The sequence below is a fragment of the Dokdonia sp. Asnod2-E02 genome (assembly GCF_045063915.1).
GTDB lineage: Bacteria > Bacteroidota > Bacteroidia > Flavobacteriales > Flavobacteriaceae > Dokdonia.
Map to the genome: position 1 here is coordinate 1,296,584 of NZ_JBEFNX010000005.1, position 19,386 is coordinate 1,315,969.

General features: G+C 38.5%; 13 protein-coding genes. 4 read left to right on the forward strand and 9 right to left on the reverse strand.

Annotation, left to right across the window (positions count from 1 at the left end; translation table 11 throughout):
* Positions 1 to 4 precede the first annotated feature (4 nt).
* Positions 5 to 370, reverse strand: a complete 366-nt coding sequence (locus tag ACJJVM_RS05810) for a toxin-antitoxin system YwqK family antitoxin (RefSeq protein ID WP_038598995.1) — start codon at positions 368 to 370, stop codon at positions 5 to 7.
* A 330-nt stretch (positions 371 to 700) separates the two neighbouring features.
* Between ACJJVM_RS05810 and ACJJVM_RS05815 the strand changes: the two genes are divergently transcribed.
* Positions 701 to 2,938 carry an inorganic phosphate transporter gene (locus ACJJVM_RS05815; RefSeq protein WP_298353010.1) on the forward strand — a complete coding sequence of 746 codons (2,238 nt, stop codon included), beginning with the start codon at positions 701 to 703 and terminating at the stop codon, positions 2,936 to 2,938.
* A 205-nt stretch (positions 2,939 to 3,143) separates the two neighbouring features.
* Positions 3,144 to 3,296, forward strand: coding sequence for a hypothetical protein (locus ACJJVM_RS05820; RefSeq protein ID WP_169741093.1), 153 nt, complete (start codon positions 3,144 to 3,146; stop codon positions 3,294 to 3,296).
* A 76-nt stretch (positions 3,297 to 3,372) separates the two neighbouring features.
* Here the strand turns inward: ACJJVM_RS05820 and ACJJVM_RS05825 are convergent, their stop codons facing one another.
* The 6 genes from ACJJVM_RS05825 to ACJJVM_RS05850 all read right to left on the reverse strand — a co-directional run bounded on the left by ACJJVM_RS05825 (position 3,373) and on the right by ACJJVM_RS05850 (position 14,492).
* The gene (locus ACJJVM_RS05825; protein WP_038598989.1) at positions 3,373 to 5,997 is read right to left on the reverse strand and encodes a ribonucleoside-diphosphate reductase subunit alpha; all 2,625 of its coding nucleotides are present in this window, start codon (positions 5,995 to 5,997) and stop codon (positions 3,373 to 3,375) included.
* 184 nt (positions 5,998 to 6,181) lie between these two features.
* Entirely contained in the window at positions 6,182 to 7,168 is a 987-nt protein-coding gene (locus ACJJVM_RS05830) for a ribonucleotide-diphosphate reductase subunit beta (RefSeq protein ID WP_298353001.1), read from the reverse strand.
* Between the two features lie 750 nt (positions 7,169 to 7,918).
* On the reverse strand, positions 7,919 to 8,665 hold the full coding sequence (locus tag ACJJVM_RS05835; protein WP_298352998.1) for a succinate dehydrogenase/fumarate reductase iron-sulfur subunit: 747 nt from the start codon (positions 8,663 to 8,665) through the stop codon (positions 7,919 to 7,921).
* 9 nt (positions 8,666 to 8,674) lie between these two features.
* Positions 8,675 to 10,687: a fumarate reductase/succinate dehydrogenase flavoprotein subunit gene (locus ACJJVM_RS05840; RefSeq protein WP_298352995.1), complete on the reverse strand. Its 2,013-nt coding sequence runs from the start codon at positions 10,685 to 10,687 to the stop codon at positions 8,675 to 8,677.
* 11 nt (positions 10,688 to 10,698) lie between these two features.
* A complete protein-coding gene (locus ACJJVM_RS05845; protein WP_405211076.1) occupies positions 10,699 to 11,361 on the reverse strand; it encodes a succinate dehydrogenase cytochrome b subunit in 663 nt (220 codons plus the stop codon).
* A 257-nt stretch (positions 11,362 to 11,618) separates the two neighbouring features.
* Positions 11,619 to 14,492 (reverse strand): WD40/YVTN/BNR-like repeat-containing protein, encoded by a 2,874-nt coding sequence (locus ACJJVM_RS05850; RefSeq protein ID WP_405211077.1) that lies wholly within the window; start codon positions 14,490 to 14,492, stop codon positions 11,619 to 11,621.
* 165 nt (positions 14,493 to 14,657) lie between these two features.
* Between ACJJVM_RS05850 and ACJJVM_RS05855 the strand changes: the two genes are divergently transcribed.
* Positions 14,658 to 15,950 (forward strand): aminopeptidase P family protein, encoded by a 1,293-nt coding sequence (locus ACJJVM_RS05855; protein ID WP_405211078.1) that lies wholly within the window; start codon positions 14,658 to 14,660, stop codon positions 15,948 to 15,950.
* 75 nt (positions 15,951 to 16,025) lie between these two features.
* Here the strand turns inward: ACJJVM_RS05855 and ACJJVM_RS05860 are convergent, their stop codons facing one another.
* On the reverse strand, positions 16,026 to 17,351 hold the full coding sequence (locus ACJJVM_RS05860; protein ID WP_405211079.1) for an aspartate kinase: 1,326 nt from the start codon (positions 17,349 to 17,351) through the stop codon (positions 16,026 to 16,028).
* 99 nt (positions 17,352 to 17,450) lie between these two features.
* Between ACJJVM_RS05860 and ACJJVM_RS05865 the strand changes: the two genes are divergently transcribed.
* Positions 17,451 to 18,107, forward strand: coding sequence for a hypothetical protein (locus ACJJVM_RS05865; protein WP_035327077.1), 657 nt, complete (start codon positions 17,451 to 17,453; stop codon positions 18,105 to 18,107).
* Here the strand turns inward: ACJJVM_RS05865 and brnQ are convergent.
* Positions 18,104 to 19,378 (reverse strand): branched-chain amino acid transport system II carrier protein, encoded by a 1,275-nt coding sequence (gene brnQ / locus ACJJVM_RS05870; RefSeq protein WP_405211080.1) that lies wholly within the window; start codon positions 19,376 to 19,378, stop codon positions 18,104 to 18,106. The two genes, ACJJVM_RS05865 and brnQ, sit on opposite strands and share 4 nt — an antisense overlap.
* Positions 19,379 to 19,386 lie beyond the last annotated feature (8 nt).

Sequence of the window (19,386 nt, forward strand, 5' to 3'; positions counted from 1 at the left end):
AATATTATCTATTGCTTACTACTCGTGTCCCTTCGTTTTTCCAAGTGTTTACCTCTGCAACTCTAGAATCTCTATAGTTAACCTCCGTAAGCTTCTCTGATGACCAGAAAAACCAAGTACCTACTTTTTGTCCCTTATCGTATTGAGCTGTTGCTGTTTTGTTTCCATTACGATCAAAACTTGTCCACTCTCCTGTAATTTTACCATCCTTTGTAAAGTAACCCGTCTGACTTACCTCTCCTGTATCAAAATGAATTGTCGCTTCAATGACGTCTCCATTTTCTACGTATGTGTTTTTTACAACATCGTCTTGTGCCTGTACAGAAACTACCATTAAAAGTGCTGCCGCTATCATCATTATCTTTTTCATATTCTTCGCTTTTTAATTATTTACCCTGTAAAGATAACTTAAACTTTACCATTAATCAACAATAAGGTAACTTTTTATTTACATAAAGTTTACATTAAATCTATATTTGTCTCATTTTCAATGATTTATATAATTTATATTAACAATTTTAATTTACATACAGACAGATAGTTAGCATTAAAAAAGTCCATTTTACCATCACATTAGTAATAGTAATATTGTTCTTCACGCTATAAAACTTCTTATCTTTCGCACGACTTAACCTTTAGATAATACCTAGGGTTTTTAGATTTAAGATTTTTGCACTTTTAGTCTTTTCAGTACGTTTTTATGGATAACATTTACATATTTATGATTGCCGCTCTTGCAATTCTTGCGATTGCAGATCTTGTAGTAGGAGTGAGTAATGATGCGGTAAACTTTTTAAACTCGGCTATAGGATCAAAAGCTGTCACGTTTAGAACAGTGATGATTGTTGCTAGTGTAGGTATTGCCTTTGGGGCTTTATCTTCAAGTGGTATGATGGAGGTTGCTCGTAAGGGTATTTTTGACCCTAGTCAGTTTTACTTCAATGAGATAATGATCATATTTATGGCAGTAATGATTACAGATATCATACTCCTAGATATTTTTAATAGTCTAGGTATGCCTACCTCTACTACAGTATCTATTGTGTTTGAGCTTTTAGGCGCAGCCGTGGTGATGTCTATTATAAAGATTTCTAACAATAGTGACTCACTCTTACAACTGGGCGAGTATATTAATACTGATAAGGCTACAGAGATCATTTTAGGTATTTTACTCTCCGTCTTTATTGCATTTTCTGTAGGAGCTATTATACAGCTCATTACAAGAGTACTCCTTACTTTTGATTTTCAGAAAAAGGCATCTTGGGTTGCAGCTGTTTTTGGTGGTATTGCCGTGTCTGCAATTTCTTATTTTATCATCATAAAAGGGCTTAAAGGTGCAGATATACTTCCTCCTGCTTTTAGTAGCTGGGCAAATGAAAATCTTTTACAGTTTTTAGGAGCTAACTTTATTGTGTGGACCATACTATCTTGGGTATCACACGCAGTCTTAAAACAAAACATTTATAGACTTGTTATCATACTAGGAACTTTTGCACTTGCAATGGCATTTGCTGGTAATGACCTAGTAAACTTCATAGGTGTACCTATGGCAGCTTACAACTCTTTTGGAGCGTGGTCTGGCTCTGGTATTTTACCAGATGCATTTAGTATGGAGCAACTGGCCGAAAAAGTACCTACACAACCTATACTCCTTCTCGTTGCAGGACTTATAATGGTGTTAACACTCTGGTTTAGTAAAAAGGCTAGACGCGTAGTAAAAACTTCTGTAGATTTATCACGCCAAGACGAGGTAAAGGAACGTTTTAAACCTAACTGGGTTTCTCAAAATCTAGTACGCCTAGTTATTATAGCAAATACTGGGGTTAATAAAATATTACCTGCTCCTATTAGAAATAGAATAAACAAAAGCTTTACCCCTGTCTTAATGACAAGCACAAAGGCAATAGACGCTCCAGCTTTTGATATGGTGCGTGCAGCAGTAAACCTAGTTGTTGCGAGTGTACTTATCTCAATAGCTACAGGTCTTAAATTACCATTATCTACCACCTACGTTACGTTTATGGTTGCAATGGGAACTTCTCTTGCAGATCGTGCGTGGGGAGCAGAGAGCGCCGTATATCGTGTTGCGGGAGTACTTAATGTAATAGGAGGATGGTTCTTAACAGCATTTAGCGCATTTACAGCGGCAGGTATCTTTGCATACTTAATGTACTTAGGTGGCAACCTAGCAATAATAGGTCTTTTTATACTCGCCATAGCTATGCTCGTACGTAACTATATAGCTACAAAAAAGAGTAATAAAAAAGCACAAATAGAAGAAGACTTACGTAAAGCAGAAAGCCAGACTATCTCTGGAATTATAGAAGAAAGTGCAGACAATATTGCAAAAACAATCTTACGTACCAATAAGATCTACACTGGTACTCTTAAAGGTCTTGCAAAAAATAAAGTGGGCAGCCTTAAGAAAAGTAGAGGCACCGTAGAGAAGCTCAATGATGAGATAGATGAACTACGCAACAACATCTTTTACTTTATAAAAAATCTTGAAGAAACCTCTGTACGTGGCTCTAATTTCTACATTGAGATATTAGGCTACCTAGAAGATATTACACAATCGCTAGAGTACATTGCAAAAGCTAGTTACAAGCACGTAAACAACAATCACAAGCCACTACGTTTTACTCAAATCAAAGATCTACAAGAGATAGACAACAAACTAAGTGAGTTCTTACAAGAAACAGCCACTGCATTTAATGATCGTAACTATATGCGCATCGAGGCGCTTCTAGGTAAGAAGGATGAGCTTTATGGCCAGGTTACAGACAAGATCCAAAAACAAGTAGAACGTACCCGTTCTGAGGAGTCTTCTCCTAAGAATACGACGTTATACTTTGGTCTTCTTTTAGAGACAAAAGATCTTATAGAGGAGATTATGAATCTACTAGATTTATACAACACAGAACACAAGAGATCATAACAAGCATCTTTACTATATTAATAAAGCCCTATACGTCACGTGTAGGGCTTTTTATATAATAAGTGATGACATTACGCTTTCGCGAAAGCGTAACAGCCCTAAAAACGTTAATGATACGTCAAAACTCTTGTTAATAATACTTAACACACATCATATGCCGAGCACCTCATTGTAACTTACGTATCTAACCAAAATATAGATAGATATGTCAGATATAATAAAAGATAAAGAAGACCCAACTGAAGAGTATTTACTTCAAGATAATAAGAAAACTCGTTTTGGAGCTACGTTTATAATTATCACATTAGTGATTCTCATAATTGCCGTAGCAGCGACCTATTTTGTATTAGGATTCTAAGATTAAAACTGTTTAAATAAAAAACGGCTCTCTATAAAATAGAGAGCCGTTTTTTTGGTTAGTTATGTTTAACGGTTTATGAACCGCACATTAAACAATCGTCATCACCTTCGGCAGCCTTTGCTTGTGCTATGATTGCTTTCATTTCTTCTGGCGTCATAGGGGCTGTGTTAGGCTGCTGTGCAGTAGTTTGCTCTTTAAGTTGTGCTTGCTGTGCTTCATAAGCAGGAGCTGGCTCTTCTAAGCTCATTTGCACTTGCATATCTGCAACGTTTTGCGCGTGTTGAGCAATAGCATCTACCTTAGATATCTCTGCTTGTGGAGCAGGTATAGGTGCTGGTGCTGGCGCTTGAGTTGCTGTAAGCGTTTGTGCAGCTCTTGCCGCTACTTGCTGTTTTGGCGCTGTAGGTGCAGTAACCGGAGCCTCTTTTTTCTTTGCAGAAAGTGTAAACTTCTTAGCATCTACAGCAGATTTTGTACGGAGGTAATACATACCAGTTTTTAATCCGCTTTGCCACGCGTAGAAGTGCATAGAGGTAAGTTTTGCAAAGTTTGCCCCTTCCATAAATAAGTTAAGAGATTGTGACTGGTCAATAAAGTAACCTCTCTGGCGAGACATATCTATAATATCTTTCATAGACATTTCCCATACAGTTTTATACAGTTCTTTTAAGTCTGCAGGTATCACATCTATCCCTTGTATAGATCCATTTGCACGCATAATAGCTGCTTTAAGATCATCATTCCAAAGGTTAAGCGCTACAAGGTCTTCTAGTAGGTGCTTGTTTACCACAATAAACTCTCCAGATAGTACACGACGTGTATAAATATTAGAAGTATATGGTTCAAAAGCCTCGTTATTACCAAGTATTTGAGAAGTAGATGCTGTAGGCATAGGTGCTACAAGTAGCGAGTTACGCACACCGTGCTCCATTACTTCTTTACGAAGTGATGCCCAGTCCCAACGACCACTTAATTCCTCATCCTTTATATTCCATAGGTTATACTGGAACTCTCCTTGTGATATAGGTGATCCTTCAAAACTTTGGTAAGGTCCTTCTACCTTAGCCATATCTTTTGAAGCTGTTACCGCTGCAAAATATAGTGTCTCAAAAATCTCTTGGTTAAGCTTTTTAGCCTCGTCACTTGTAAAAGGTAAACGCAGTTTTATAAATGTATCTGCAAGACCCTGCACACCAAGTCCGATAGGGCGGTGACGCATATTAGAGTTTTCTGCCTCAATTACTGGGTAGTAGTTACGGTCTATTACCTTATTAAGGTTCTTAGTAGCGCGTACTGTGATATTGTAAAGTTCTTGGTGATCAAAAGCACCGTTCTTTACAAACATAGGTAATGCTATAGATGCAAGGTTACATACTGCCACCTCGTCTTCTGATGTGTACTCAAGAATCTCTGTACATAAGTTTGAAGAACGTATGGTACCAAGGTTTTTCTGGTTAGACTTACGGTTTGCAGCATCCTTGTAGAGCATATATGGTGTACCTGTCTCAATTTGAGACTCCATAATTTTCTCCCACAGTTCACGTGCTTTTATAGTCCTGCGACCTCTTTCTTCTTGCTCGTACTTTGTATAAAGCGCTTCAAACTCTTCACCGTGTACGTTAAAAAGGTCTGGACATTCATTAGGACACATAAGTGTCCACTTTCCATCCTCTTGTACTCGTTTCATAAACAAGTCTGAGATCCACATTGCATAAAAAAGATCACGGGCTCTCATCTCTTCTGCTCCGTGGTTTTTCTTAAGATCTAAGAAGTCAAAAATATCTGCGTGCCAAGGCTCCATATAGATTGCAAAAGAACCTTTACGTTTTCCTCCTCCTTGATCTACATAACGTGCCGTGTCATTAAACACTTTAAGCATAGGCACAATACCGTTAGACGTACCATTAGTACCTCCTATGTATGCTCCCTTTGCACGTATGTTGTGTATAGATAATCCTATACCTCCTGCGCTTTGAGAAATCTTTGCTGTTTGTTTAAGTGTATCATATATACCCTCTATACTGTCATCCTTCATTGTAAGTAGGAAACAAGATGACATTTGAGGCTTAGGTGTACCTGAGTTAAATAATGTAGGTGTAGCGTGTGTAAAGTATTTTTTAGACATTAACATATATGTCTCCTTTGCTGCCTCTAGATCGTTAAGGTGAATCCCTATAGATACACGCATTAACATATGCTGAGGACGCTCTGCTATCTGACCGTTAATCTTAAGTAGGTATGAACGCTCAAGTGTTTTAAAACCAAAGTAATCATATCCAAAATCACGGTTATAGATAATTGTTGAATCTAGCTCATCTTTGTTATCCATAATGACTTTATACACCTCGTCTGCTACCATAGGTGCCTTCTTACCAGTACGTGGGTTTACGTATTGATAAAGGTCTGTCATCACTTCAGAAAATGACTTCTTTGTGTTCTTATGTAAGTTTGATACAGAGATACGTGCTGCAAGCTTTGCATAATCTGGGTGACTTGTAGTCATAGATGCTGCAGTTTCTGCTGCAAGGTTATCTAGCTCACTTGTAGTAACACCGTCGTACAACCCTTCTATAACACGCATTGAGATCTTTACCGGATCTACAAAATCACTTAGCTCGTAACATAACTTCTTTACCCTTGCGGTGATTTTGTCAAACATAACCGGTTCCTGACGGCCATCTCTTTTTACTACATACATACACTTAAAATATTGTGAATCCTCATAAGTTTCCCCCTTTTGAGAATTCGGTTAGAATTAGGGATGACAGTCTCTTTTGGAGAATGTATCCATTGGTTATTGTTATGGCGATTGCGTGTTGTTACGCTTTCGCGAAAGCGGAAAAGTAAACCTCTTCCACCTATTAATTATTTATTATAATGCTTTAGAAAGATGCATCAAAGCTTATAGACTGACCACTACCGTCGTCATCTTTATCTTTTACAACTCCTGCTTTTTGATACTCTCCTACTCGCTTCTCAAAGAAGTTAGTTTTACCTTGAAGTGAAATCATATCCATAAAGTCAAATGGATTTGCCGTATTGTATACTTTCTCACAATCTAGCTCCGTAAGTAAACGGTCTGTCACATACTCTAAGTACTGTGTCATTAAGTTTGAATTCATCCCAATAAGACTTACCGGAAGTGACTCTGTGATAAACTCACGCTCTATATCTAGTGCGTTTACGATAATCTCTGTAATACGCTCTTTTGGCACTTTATTTACAAGGTGGTGATTGTGCAGGTGTACGGCAAAATCACAGTGTACGCCCTCATCACGAGAGATAAGCTCGTTTGAGAATGTAAGTCCTGGCATAAGCCCTCTCTTTTTTAACCAGTATATAGAACAAAATGCCCCTGAGAAAAAGATCCCCTCTACCGCTGCAAATGCGATAAGACGCTCTGCAAAGCTTGGTGAGTCTATCCATTTAAGAGCCCAGTCTGCTTTTTTCTTAATTGCAGGAAAGTTTTCAAGTGCATTAAAAAGCTTGTCCTTCTCTACCTCGTCTTTTACGTAGGTGTCGATAAGTAATGAGTAGGTTTCAGAGTGTATGTTTTCCATCATAATCTGGAAACCGTAGAAGAATTTTGCTTCTGAGTATTGTACTTCATTTACAAAGTTTTCTGCTAGGTTTTCATTTACAATACCGTCTGATGCTGCAAAGAAAGCAAGTATGTGTTTTATAAAGTAGCGCTCATCTTCTGTAAGTTTTCCTTTCCAATCTACAAGATCTTGGTGAAGGTCTATCTCTTCTGCAGTCCAAAAACTAGCTTCAGACTTCTTATACCACTCCCATATATCATCGTGCTGTATAGGGAATATCACAAATCTATCTTTATTTTCTGCTAGGATTGGTTCTACGAAGCTCATACTTTTTCTTTTAATTATTAATCTTTTTCATTCTACTTGGGACTAACAAATATCAAGAAAAAAGAGCCGGAGGCTTCAGAATTAACACTGTCGTTATTCACAAAGTTTTCAACACAGGTTATTTCTTACTTTTCATAAAAATTTCTAAAATTATATATTCATTTACTTGATTTTCAATTATTTACAATTCGTTTTCAATCTTATTAACAATTGGTATTTTAATGGTTTAAAACTAGCCTAGCAAGGGCTTTTAGGCTTGCTTAGGACGGTTTTTGATAACGTTTTAATAAGAATATAGAGAACCCATTTGTGGGTCTGAATAAAAAGAATCATGACAAAAAAAAATCCGTTTTCAAGACGGATTTTTTTAAAATATTTAAAAGATTATTTACTACTGATTTTGATATCTAAATCTTGAAATCATTTTGATGCGCACAAATTTGCTTAGGTAGACTTAAGACAAAAAGGCAAGCGCTAGAAGGATAATTACAATAACAACAATGGTAATTTTCATAATGTCTTATATGTTAATGGGGTTACTTATGCTGTAAATATCACCTTAATTCATAGCTTATGTTAGGGTCAAAAGACCCTTTTTGTCATTTGAAATAAAAAAAACCAACACCTCCCGACAACTATATGATGGGTTATAACGCTTTCGCGAAAGCATAAAAAAAGTCTCAAACCTTAGCGGCCTGAGACTTTTATATAATCTATTTGTGTTGCTATCTTGCAACGCCTACATTCTTGTTATCCTTTAAGACTAGCAGAAAGGTACTCACGGTTCATACGAGCGATGTTCTCAAGAGAAATCCCTTTAGGACATTCAACCTCACAAGCACCTGTGTTTGTACAGTTTCCAAATCCTTCTTCATCCATCTGTTTTACCATATTAAGAACACGATCTGTAGCCTCTACTTGACCTTGTGGCAATAAAGCAAACTGGCTCACCTTTGCAGATACAAATAGCATTGCACTTGCATTTTTACAGCTTGCAACACAAGCACCACAACCTATACAAGTTGCTGCAGCAAAAGCATCGTCTGCATCTGCCTTTTCAATTGGAATTGAGTTTGCATCTTGTGTATTACCAGAAGTATTTACAGAAATAAACCCTCCAGCGTGCTGTATACGATCAAAAGCAGAACGATCTACCATAAGATCTTTTATCACTGGGAATCCATCTGCTCTAAAAGGCTCTATTGTAATAGTCTCACCATCTTTAAACTTGCGCATATGTAGCTGACAAGTTGTTACAAGACGATCTGGCCCGTGTGCTTCTCCATTAATAAACATAGAACAAGACCCACAGATACCTTCACGACAATCGTGATCAAACACCACTGGCTCTTCTCCTTCATTAATGAGCTTATTGTTAAGCACATCCATCATCTCTAAGAAAGACATATCTCCATCGATACCATCGATAGGGTATGTCACCATTTGTCCTTTAGCTTGTGCGTTTTTTTGACGCCAAATTTTTAACGTTAGTTTCATATATCTTTCTTATTTATAACTTCTTTGTTTTACTTCAATGTTCTCATAGTTGAGCTCTTCTTTATGCAATACTGCATCTTTTGGCGCTCCTTTATACTCCCACGCAGATACGAATGTAAAGTTTTCGTCATCACGTAGTGCTTCTCCTTTTTGCGGTCCGTCTAGCTCTACAGATTCTTCTCTAAAGTGACCTCCACAAGACTCGTTACGAGTAAGTGCATCTTTTGCAAATAGCTCACCTAACTCTAAGAAGTCTGCCACACGTAACGCTTTTGCAAGCTCTTCGTTAAACTCATTTTGAGTACCTGGCACTCTTACTTCTTTATAGAACTCATCACGTAGTGCAGAGATTTCATCTATGGCGCTCTGTAGATCTGTCGCGTTACGAGACATACCACATTTGTTCCACATAATCTTTCCGAGCTTTTTATGGAAATAATCTACAGCTTTAGTTCCTTCGTTATTTACAAGGGCATCCACTTGCTTACGTACATTTTGCTCTGCTTCTTCAAACTCTGGAGTATCTGTTGAGATAGGTCCCGTACGTATATCGTGTGATAAGTAATCACCTATTGTGTATGGTAGTACAAAGTATCCATCTGCAAGACCTTGCATAAGAGCAGAAGCTCCTAGGCGGTTTGCACCGTGATCTGAGAAGTTTGCTTCTCCTATTGCATATAACCCCTCTACAGTAGTCTGTAAGTTATAATCTACCCATAGACCTCCCATTGTGTAATGCACCGCTGGGTAAATCATCATAGGCGTGTTGTATGGATCTTGATCTACAATCTTGTTGTACATCTGGAATAAGTTACCATACTTTGTTTTTACAACTTCTTGACCTAGCTTCTTTACAAGTGCCTTATCATTTGCATCAAGGTGTTGTACATATGCTTGCTCTTTACCATAACGCTCTATTGCCGAAGCAAAGTCAAGGTAAACGGCCTCTCCTGTTTTATTTACACCAAAGCCTGCATCACAACGCTCTTTTGCCGCTCTTGAGGCAACATCACGAGGTACAAGGTTACCAAATGCTGGGTAACGACGCTCTAGGTAGTAATCTCTATCTTCTTCTTTAAGATCTGTAGGCTTAAGGCGCCCCTCGCGTATTGCAATTGCATCTTCTTTCTTTGCAGGCACCCATATACGACCATCATTACGTAATGACTCAGACATAAGGGTAAGCTTAGACTGGTGATCACCAGATACTGGGATACACGTAGGGTGTATTTGAGTATAACAAGGGTTTGCAAAGTAAGCACCACGTTTGTGAGCTTTCCAAGCAGCAGTTACGTTAGACCCCATCGCGTTAGTAGAAAGGTAGAACACGTTACCATATCCTCCAGTTCCTAACACAACGGCGTGCGCACTGTGACGCTCTATCTCACCTGTTATTAAGTTACGTGTTATAATACCACGCGCTTTACCGTCTACTTTTACGATGTCTAGCATCTCGTGACGGTTATACATTTTAATCTTACCACGACCTATCTGGCGGTTCATCGCAGAGTAAGCACCTAGTAATAATTGTTGTCCTGTTTGACCTTTTGCGTAGAAGGTACGACTCACAAGCACCCCTCCAAAAGAACGGTTGTCTAATAGCCCACCATAATCACGTGCAAAAGGAACTCCTTGTGCGACACACTGGTCAATAATATTTGCCGAAACCTCAGCAAGACGGTATACGTTAGACTCTCTAGAGCGGTAATCACCACCCTTTACCGTATCATAAAATAAACGGTATGTTGAGTCTCCATCTCCTTGATAGTTTTTTGCGGCGTTTATACCTCCTTGTGCAGCAATAGAGTGTGCACGACGAGGTGAATCTTGAAAACAAAAAGCTTTTACGTTATACCCAAGCTCTGCAAGCGTTGCTGCTGCAGATCCTCCGGCAAGACCCGTACCTACAACTATTACATCTATAAGACGCTTGTTTGCAGGGTTTACAAGATTAATGTCATTTTTATGTTTTGTCCACTTATCAGCTAGTGGTCCTTGAGGTATTTTAGAATCTAATGCCATAGCTATAATTTTTAAAGTTGGTTAAAGTGTAAATACACTGCGATAAGTATAAAACCTACTGGTATTGCAACTGCCCAAACCTTTGCAAATTTTGAAAGTGCTTTTGAGTATGCATTATTAAAACCAACAGACTGAAAAGTAGAAGCAAACCCGTGCCATAAGTGTAAAGCAAGTAATACAAATGATATTACATAAAGTGCTACTCGCACTGGGCTTTCAAATTTATGCACAGTCTCTGCATAATATCTTGTAGGATCTTCTGGAGCAAACTCAACATATTTATGAATCATCTCTGGAATCCAGAAATCATAAAAGTGAAGACCTAAAAACGCAAGAATCACCAGACCTGATAAAATCATATTACGAGAAGTCCAAGGCGCTGCTTCTCCTCCTTTATAGTTTGCATACTTAACAGGACGCGCTTTTCTGTTTTGTAATTCTAACACAAAGCCCATCACAAAGTGAAAAACCACTCCAAAGATTAACACAGGTTGCAACGCAAACTGTACTAATGGGTTTGTACCCATAAAGTGGGACCAAGCATTAAACGTATCTGGATCAATTACAGCTGTACTGTTGATCACGAAGTGTTGTGTCAAAAAGATCACAAGAAAGAGTCCGGAAAGTGCCATTGCTACTTTACGCCCTATTGAAGATTTTAATAATCCGCTCATTTAGTTTTAGTTTGGAATAATCCCAACAAAAATACGGCGCAAACGTTGTTTTAGCAACCTTAGAGCGTTTGTATTCTTACTATTTAGAATCATTATAAAAACCTTAACGCAGCTGTTCAAGATTTAACAATCACCTCCTACCTAAACCTATATATGATTAAACACTTTCAAAATTTTTGAAAAAGACTTACGAGACATTAAAAAACCCATTACATCTTAAGAGGCAATGGGTTCTAAAAAAGATTTTAAAAGTGCTACTACTCAACTAACAGCGTGGTAGTTGCAACTTCTGTATTACCTCCTCCACCGTCTAAAACGACAGTATATGTTCCTTTAGGTAGATAATATTTTCCGTTTTTTGTTTTCTTAATATTGAGAGAACTATCTGCTTTTTCAAGATATTTTTTTCCTTTTTCAGTAATCGTTAAGTCATACGAGACTTGGTTAATTCCCGCTGCTGGATTTACCGCCATACGGTTTAACTCCTTTCCTTCTGTACTTTTTACGACTAACTCGTATTTACCTGCGTTGCTCGTGTAGTAACTTATAGGCGTAGATGGCTCAAAAGGATCAGACCAGTTACTCCAGCTTGTTCCCCATCTTCGGCTATGTTCAACTTCGGCGATATCAAAAATCTCTGCCGTTTTATCAAGAGACACGTTTTGAATGGCACTAAGATCTGTTCTGTAGATGCTTCTTCCGTGGGTTCCTAGCAAGAGATGGTTTGCTTTCTTTTGAATTTTCATATCGTGTACGGCTACAGCTGGAAGTGGTGCTGTGCTGTCTCCAGATTCAGCTTTCGCGAAAGCGTGATAAGAAGTACCACCATCTAGACTCACATAAGCACCATTATCTGTACCTACATAAACGATATTATCCTTTACTGGGTCTTCTACAATAACATTTACCGGAGACATAGGGATGTTTGCCGAAATGTCTTTCCAAGTCTCCCCATAATTATCAGAAACATAAACGTAGGTTTTAAAATCATCCCATCTATAACCGTTAAGGGTTACATATACACGCTCTTTTTTATGCTCACTTGCCACAATGCGAGATACCCATAAGTCTTTTGGCAATGTACCTGTAATATCTTTCCAGTCGCCACCACCATTAGTCGTTACACTTACCTTACCATCATCACTACCTGTATAAATAAGTCCAAACTCAAACGGAGATTCTGAAACTGTAGCGAGTGTACCGTAAGCGACGTTACCCGGCTTACCGCCGTTAGTAAGATCTGGACTTATAGCTACCCAGTCATCACCTTGATTCATAGATCGCATTAACTTATTACCACCTAGATATAAGATGTCTTGGTTATGACTACTTAGTAAGATAGGCGTCTGCCAGTTAAAACGATAAGGCGTTTCTCCTAACTCGTGCTTGATATCAAATCTCTTGTTTTCACCCGTCTCACGGTTAATACGATAATAACTCCCAAATTGAAATCCAGTGTACACAATATTTGCATCTCTATTATCTACCTGCACTTGCATACCATCTCCTCCCATAATCATCTCCCAAGGGTACTGCCCTCTTTGCAACCAAGATTTATCTTGTGATGCATTGCTAGGTGCAACCCATACACCATTATCTTGAAGACCGCCATACACGTTGTAAGGCTCTTGATTATCTACCTGTATGTAGTAAAATTGCCCGACAGAAGGGTCGTTTGCTTTTATCCAGTTTGCACCATCATCATAACTTATGTTTACACCACCGTCGTTACCATTTATGAGGTGATTTTCATTTTTTGGGTTAATCCATAATGCGTGATGATCTGAGTGTACATTTTCTGCACTTATGCTTGTAAAGGTTTTACCTCCATCTTTAGACTTTACAATAGGCACTCCGTAAATGTAGATATCTTCCTTATCTGACGGATTTACATTAATCTCTCCAAAGTAATAGCCGTAACTATAGTAAAGCGCGTCTATGTATCCTTTGTGTGTTTTTTTCCAGGTCTTCCCTCCATCATTAGATCTATATACCTCTGCTCCTACTACAGGTGTGTCAAAAAGCTGTGTGTTTGCCGTTTGTAAATAGGTTGCAATATCTGCTGGCACAGCATCACCTTGTCTCACGATAGACTTTACGTTTGCAGCTCTGTACTTTTCTTGAAAGCCGTTAGACTTTAAAAAGTTATCGAGTCGCTTGTTATCTAAACTTAAAAACTGAGCAACACTCATTGTTTTAAAATCATCTTTGTATAAAGCATCAGATTTTTGTGGTCTTTTCTTACCCTCTTCTCTTCTAAACTGGCTATCGTGCACAGCATACACCGTATTTTTATCATACACTGCAAGACCTATACGACCTACTCCCTTACCAGCAGGAAAGCTATATAACTTTGTCCAAGTGTCACCAGCATCTGTACTCTTGTAAATACCAGAGCCACTACCAGAGCCTTCAAAATTCCACGCCTTTCTATCCTTCTCCCAAGAAGAGGCATACATCAGGTTAAAATCATTTGGATCATTATCTATATCAATGATACCAGAGGCATCATCTACATACAGCGTCTTTTTCCAGGTGAGACCACCGTCTGTAGTTTTATAAACTCCACGTTCTTCATTTTTTGAGTATAAGTGTCCTACAGCACCTACCACAACCTCATCTGGATTTTCTGGATTAATAAGGATGCGCCCTATATGGTGCGAGTCTGTAAGACCCATATTTTTCCAAGTCTTGCCACCATCTGTAGATTTGAGAAGACCTATCCCTGCATAACTAGAGCGCGATGCATTATTTTCTCCCGTACCTACCCAGATAGTATTACTAGGCCAGTGCACTGTTACTTCTCCTACGTTTTGTGTAGAAGCATTATCCATCACTGGGGTAAATGTGGTCCCATTATTATTAGTATACCACAAACCTCCAGAAGCATAACCTACATAAAACTCTGATGGCATATCTGGATTAATAGCTAGATCTACCACACGGCCACTCATAATAGAAGGACCTATGTTTTCAAAAGGAATATTTTTTACAAGACTATTTTGAGCTGCTAGCATTTTTTCTTTAACAGCCTGCTCTTGTTGTTGCGTTGTAGATGCAGCTTGCTGTGAGTTTCCATTTGCAAGCGCAAAAAGCAGCGCTCCAGATGCTAGAAAGTAACGTATGTTCATTTGGTTTGGATTTTATAAGGCAATGAAAATACGCAAAGGACTTATTTTAAGAAAACTTTTGGATTTAGTTTAACAAGTAGAAGTCCTTTTTTGGGGTTATGAGTTGTTACGCTTTCGCGAAAGCGTACCCAAATTTGTATTTTTACATTCTAATCAAGAGTTACAATGAAATACGACCTTATAGACAACGCACTTTTTATAAAAAACCGCAAAAACTTTATGGCACAAATGAAGCCAAATAGTCTAGCCGTTTTTAATAGTAATGACATTTACCCCGTGAGTGCAGATAGTACACTCCCTTTTGAGCAACACCGTGATATTTTTTACTTAAGTGGTGTAGACCAAGAAGAGTCTGTGCTTGTTATGTTTCCGGACTGTCCAAAAGAGAAGTATCGCGAGATTCTTTTTGTAAGAGAAACAAATGATCATATAGCTGTCTGGGAAGGTGAAAAACTTACCAAAGAAAAAGCCACAGCTACTTCTGGAGTTAAAACGGTACTCTGGCTGCAAGACCTAGAAAAAGTATTTGCAGAACTTATGACCTATGCAGAGACGGTATATGTCAATACTAATGAGCACTACAGAGCAAGTGTTGAGACAGAGACTCGTGAAGATCGCTTTACAAAATGGTGGAAAGTAAAGTACCCTGCTCACAGTGTAGCAAAGAGCAACCCTATCTTACAACGCCTGCGCTCTGTAAAAGATCAAATAGAGCTAGACCTTATGCAAAAGGCTTGTGATATTACTAATAAAGGTTTCCGTCGTGTGCTTGGATTTGTAAAACCTGGGGTATGGGAATATGAGATTGAGGCAGAATATATACACGAGTTTTTAAGAAACCGTTCTAAAAAGTTTGCTTACACCCCTATTATTGCTTCTGGAAATAATGCAAACGTACTTCACTATATAGAAAACAACCAGCAGTGTAAAGCTGGAGACCTCATCCTTATGGATGTAGGTGCAGAGTATGCAAATTACTCTAGTGATATGACGCGCACCATACCAGTGAATGGTAGTTTTACAGATAGACAAAAAGCTGTTTACAACGCGGTATTAAAAGTAAAAGACGAGGCCACAAAACTTCTCGTACCAGGAACTTTATGGGAGCAATACCACGTAGAGGTAGGTAAGATTATGACTTCTGAGCTACTAGGCTTAGGACTACTAGACAAGGCAGATGTACAAAATGAAAATCCAGACTGGCCAGCATACAAGAAGTACTTTATGCACGGTACTTCTCACCACATAGGCCTTGACACCCACGACTATGGTTTATTACACGAACCTATGCAGGCAAATCAAGTCTTTACCGTAGAGCCAGGAATTTACATTCCAGATGAAGGTTTTGGGATTAGACTAGAGGATGATGTGGTTATCCAAGAGTCTGGCGAGCCTTTTAATCTTATGCGTGATATCCCTATCACGGTACAAGAAATAGAAGATTTAATGAATAGCTAGACACGCTAGTAACATCATATAAAAAGCCCATCATTTATAAAAATGATGGGCTTTTGTTTTTATTAGATTCTCTAATTAAGCAACTGGGGTTGCAAACATATATTCTTGCAATAAAGAAAGTGCTCGTTTTTTATCTTCTGTGGCAACTAGTATAGATATGTTATGATCACTCCCTCCAAAGGAAATCATACGCACTTGAACATCTTGCAGTACTTGAAAAAGTTTATGCGTATCTGGATGACGGTTTACCGCATTACCCACTAAGCATATTATACTTTGCTTATCATCTACCACAACTTGTGAGAATTGCACAAGCTCAGTTAAAATGGCATCAAGATTACTCGTGTTATCTATGGTAAGTGACACTGCGATTTCTGATGTGGTAATCATATCTATTGATGTCTCGTAGCGTGCAAACACGTCAAACACTTTGCTTAAAAAACCGTGGGCGAGTAACATTTTGCTCGACTTTATTTTAAGTGCGGTTATACCATCTTTGGCAGCTATTGCTTTAATTCCTTCACCTTGCGACTTGTGTGTTATTACAGTACCAGATGCATCTGGCTCCATTGTATTTTTTAAACGTAATGGGATGCGCGCTTCTCGCAAGGGTTGTACAGTCTGAGGGTGTAATATTTTTGCGCCAAAGTAAGCGAGCTCTGCTGCCTCGTCATAACAGAGGGCACTTATTGCTTTTGTCTCCTCTACAAACCGCGGGTCGTTGTTATGAAAACCGTCTATATCTGTCCAGATTTGCACTTCGCTAGACTCAATTGCAGCACCTACTATGGTTGCTGTATAATCGCTTCCTCCTCGTTGTAGGTTTGATATCTCACCACTATAGTTGCGACATATAAAACCCTGAGTGATGTAAATGGTATGCTGACCCGCATTTTCTATCACGCGCTCAAGATTTTGACGTATATAAAACTGGTCTGGCTCATTATCCTTATCTATTCTCATAAACTCTAATGCTGGTAATAAAGCCGCACTAAGTCCTTCTTGTTGTAAAAAATGACAAAATATAAATGTAGACAGCAACTCACCTTGAGCGACAATAGCTTCTTCCATTTGCAAGGTGATTTCCTTCTCTACCGTAATTCTCTCTACCTCTGCAAACACCTCATCTACATACCCTATAACCAGAGATTTAATATGTTTATCTGTAAACAATTGCTCAATAACATCATCATATCTAGATTGTAAATCTCCTCTTGTTTTATGTGCTGTAGCTACGTCACCTTCTCGTGCTGCAGTTGCAATAGCAACAAGAGCATTTGTAGTACCAGACATTGCAGATAGTACAACAATCTTAGGTTGCGGTGAGTCTATGATATGACGTACAGAGATCATATTTTCAATAGATCCTACTGAGGTTCCTCCAAATTTTAATACTTGCATAGGTTACATTTTTATACAAATGTATTTCTGTGACTCATTCTAACCGCATAAATGAAGAAAATAGACTAATTTTGAACAAAATGTTAATTATATAACGATTTGAATACAATATCAGATTGCGTAGCGGCCATTATTGCAAAGCAGCCCTACCTAGAAGAAGCATTATCTCAAAAGATAATAAACTATGCCGCACTAGCCGAAAACTTAAATCCGCTAGTGTCTAAGATGCTTAAAAAGCCTGTAAAAGACGGCGCTATACTTATGGCGTTGAGACGATATGCATCTCCTACAGATACTCAAAAATCATTACGACTCAAGGAGGTCCTTAATGGTCTAGGTGATATCACGGTACGATCAAAACTAATCGTTTTTACATTTCAAAACTCTGGAACTCTTATCCAAAATCACGCTCAGATACTTAGTACCATCGCTACAAACCAGCAGGTGTTTTACACGTTTACACGCGGTATACACGAGAGCACACTCATAAGCTCTGCTAGTGAAGAGGCGCACATAAGAGATCACTTTAAAACAGAAAACATACTCAATTTTCAAGGCAACCTTTCGGCTATAAGTATACGATTGCCACAAGGTAATACAGCTGTTGCTGGCTTATATTATCAGATTTTTAAACGCCTTGCTTGGGAAGGTATATCGCTTCAAGAGGTGATTTCAACTACAAATGAATTTATAATTCTGGTAGAAGATGAGCTTGTAGACAGAGCATTTTCTGCCATTAAAAAATTACAATCTTAAGTAGTACGCTTTCGCGAAAGCGTAAAAACATTTACCGCAATAAGTGTTATCACAGCAGGCAATAACCAGCCTAAGCTTACCGTGCCTAGGGGTATAAATTCTTGTATACCCTTCATTTGCTCACTAAAGCCTAATGACGCCCAGAAATCTGGCGCGCTAAATAAAATAGTCGCAATCACTACAGACCTAAATACAAGTACCGTTGTCCACCTATTTGGTAAGGCATTGAGGATAATCAACACAATGGTTATAGGATAAATAAACATAAGTGCAGGTACGGCTACGGCAATAATAGACATTACATCTAGCTGTCCCATTACCACGCCCAGCACACAACCTAGTACCGCAGTTATGTTATATGCAAGTTGCGAATTATTAAAAATCCCTTTTACAAAATCTGATGTACCTGTCACAATACCTACAGCCGTTGTAAAACAGGCAAGACTAACTAATACCGCAAGTACTCTACTACCCACAGCTCCTAGTGTGTCTACACTAAGCATAGATAATAAAGCCGTTCGATCTGTTACTTCTGCACCTCCGCTACGCAAAGCACCTAGATAGATAAGGCCGCCATAAATAAATAACAATCCTAAGCCAGCAATGATTCCTCCTTGTGTGATGATTCTCTTATTTTCGGTAGGGGTGCTATTTTTAAATCCTAATGATATGACAATTACACCTCCTACTACAACACCTCCTATAGCATCAAAAGTTTGATAACCTTCAAGTATACCGCTCGTAATTGTATTGTCAAAAATAGAAGCGCGCATAGGCTCATATTCTCCAAAAAGACCTACACCTATTACAATAGCTAGAATAATTAATATAGCTGGAGTGAGATACTTACCTACAATGTCCATCATTTTTGACCTATTGAGCACAAAAACTAAGACAAGAATAAAATAGAGGCTACTTAAGGTTAAACTTGAGATATCAAAATATGGCTGTATAGCCATCTCATAGGTTACAGAGGCAGTGCGAGGCGCTGGTAAAGCAATAGAGATAGCATAAACAATTATACCATATAATAAAGCAAATAGTGGCGATACCTTTTTTGCAAAATCTAGCATTGTACCTTGCAATCTAGCGTGCCCATAGATGGCGAGTATAGGTATCACAACTGCAGACACAATAAAACCTAAAAGTACTAACCACCAAGAGCTCCCGGCATTATAGCCTAAGAATGGAGGTAAAATTAAGTTACCTGCGCCAAAAAAAAGAGAGAACAGCGCAAAGGCTGTAATGAAGGTTTGTTTGGTCATTCTCATAGGTTGCT